Here is a 2,990-nt window from a genome sequence, read left to right as displayed (position 1 = left end):
ATACCATCATTGTCACTATCTAACTGGGCATCTACAACACCATCGCCATCACCATCGGTACCGCCTCCTTCTACTAAGTCTGGGATACCATCATTATCACCATCCAAATCAAACTGGTTGATCACTCCGTCACCATCGGCATCAAAACTATCGATAACTCCATCGCCATTCACATCGGCTCCACTATCTGGATCTAAATAGTCTAAAATACCATCGCCATCACTATCGGCTAGTGGATCACCACTACCGGCGTTCTCTACTGTATCTGGAATACCATCATTATCATCATCCAGATCAACATTATCGGCAACACCATCATTATCGTTATCCTGAATGTCTCTATAATCAACCTCGCCATCGCCATCTTCATCGCCTAGGTTCGTACCACTTGGTGGGTTGATACCATCATTGATTGTTGAACCGGCTATTGCACTGTCATCATTATCATCAAAGGCATCATCTAATCCATCACCATCGGTATCGGTACCACTGGCAACGTTATCCGTATCACCATTCTCTATAATATCATTGATACCATCGTTGTCGGTATCGGTATCTATATAATCGGCGGTATCTATACCGTCTGTGTTTTCTGGAACATTTAGTAAGGTAGCTCCCGCCTGGTCACTGTCATACGCATCATCGATACCATCACCATCGGTATCGGTACCTAATGGAGCGACATAACCAACGGTAGGCTGTGCTTCGATATTATCGGGAATACCATCATCATCGGCATCGATATCCAAAAAGTCTGGATTTCCTGTAGTATCCGTATTGGCAGGAGTAAGGGTCGTATTGTCATCCAAGCCATCTCCATCGGCGTCTGGATCAGCAGTATCATCAATACCATCACCATCAGTATCGGTACCACCCGTCTGATCTACATCGGCAGCATCATCAATACCATCACCATCGGTATCGGTACCGCCCGTCTGGTCGATATCGGCACTGTCTGGAATACCATCATTGTCACTATCTAACTGGGCATCTACAACACCATCGCCATCACCATCGGTACCGCCTCCTTCTACTAAGTCTGGGATACCATCATTATCACCATCCAAATCAAACTGGTTGATCACGCCATCACCATCAGCATCAAAACTATCGATAACTCCATCGCCATTCACATCGGCTCCACTATCTGGATCTAAATAGTCCAAAATACCATCGCCATCACTATCGGCTAGTGGATCACCACTACCGGCGTTCTCTACTGTATCTGGAATACCATCATTATCATCATCCAGATCAACATTATCGGCAACACCATCATTATCGTTATCCTGAATGTCTCTATAATCAACCTCGCCATCGCCATCTTCATCGCCTAGGTTCGTACCACTTGGTGGGTTGATACCATCATTGATTGTTGAACCGGCTATTGCACTGTCATCATTATCATCAAAGGCATCATCTAATCCATCACCATCGGTATCGGTACCACTGGCAACGTTATCCGTATCACCATTCTCTATAATATCATTGATACCATCGTTGTCGGTATCGGTATCTATATAATCTGCGGTATCTATACCGTCTGTGTTTTCTGGAACATTTAGTAAGGTAGCTCCCGCCTGGTCACTGTCATACGCATCATCGATACCATCACCATCGGTATCGGTACCTAATGGAGCGACATAACCAACGGTAGGCTGTGCTTCGATATTATCGGGAATACCATCATCATCGGCATCGATATCCAAAAAGTCTGGATTTCCTGTAGTATCCGTATTGGCAGGAGTAAGGGTCGTATTGTCATCCAAACCATCTCCATTGGCGTCTGGATCAGAAGTATCATCAATACCATCGCCATCAGTATCGGTACCACCGGTCTGATCTACATCGGCAGCATCATCAATACCATCACCATCGGTATCGGTACCACCCGTCTGATCTACATCGGCACTGTCTGGAATACCATCATTGTCACTATCTAACTGGGCATCTACAACACCATCGCCATCACCATCGGTACCGCCTCCTTCTACTAAGTCTGGGATACCATCATTATCACCATCCAAATCAAACTGGTTGATTACACCATCTCCATCGGCATCAAAACTGTCGATAACTCCATCGCCATTCACATCGGCTCCACTATCTGGATCTAAATAGTCCAAAATACCATCGCCATCACTATCGGCTAGTGGATCACCACTACCGGCGTTCTCTACTGTATCTGGGATACCATCATTATCATCATCCAGATCAACATTATCGGCAACACCATCATTATCGTTATCCTGAATGTCTCTATAATCAACCTCGCCATCGCCATCTTCATCGCCTAGGTTCGTACCACTTGGTGGGTTGATACCATCATTCACTGTCGAACCGGCTATTGCACTGTCATCATTATCATCAAAGGCATCATCTAATCCATCACCATCGGTATCGGTACCACTGGCAACGTTATCCGTATCACCATTCTCTATAATATCATTGATACCATCGTTGTCGGTATCGGTATCTATATAATCGGCGGTATCTATACCGTCTGTGTTTTCTGGAACATTTAATAACGTAGCTCCGGCCTGGTCACTGTCATACGCATCATCGATACCATCGCCATCGGTATCGGTACCTAATGGGGCAACATAACCTGCGGTAGGCTGTGCTTCGATATTATCGGGAATACCATCATCATCGGCATCGATATCCAAAAAGTCTGGATTTCCTGTAGTATCCGTATTGGCAGGAGTAAGAGTCGTGTTGTCATCCAAACCATCTCCATTGGCGTCTGGATCGGAAGTATCATCAATACCATCACCATCGGTATCGGTACCACCCGTCTGATCTACATCGGCAGCATCATCAATACCATCACCATCGGTATCGGTACCACCCGTCTGGTCGATATCTGCACTGTCTGGAATACCATCATTGTCACTATCTAACTGGGCATCTACAACACCATCGCCATCACCATCGGTACCGCCTCCTTCTACTAAGTCCGGGATACCATCATTATCACCATCCAAATC

At 45.6% G+C, this 2,990-nt stretch carries 1 protein-coding gene; it reads right to left on the bottom strand.

Translation table 11 applies throughout. The annotated features are described in order from the left end of the window. A partial coding sequence (locus ABW636_RS22510; RefSeq protein WP_367592351.1) for a beta strand repeat-containing protein occupies window positions 1–2,990 on the bottom strand: 2,990 nt, incomplete at both ends.

The sequence above is a fragment of the Aquimarina discodermiae genome, from assembly GCF_040786235.1.
Classification (GTDB): Bacteria; Bacteroidota; Bacteroidia; order Flavobacteriales; family Flavobacteriaceae; genus Aquimarina.
The sequence above is the reverse complement of the archived record's forward strand: the minus strand, read 5'-3'. Positions and strand labels throughout refer to the sequence as shown.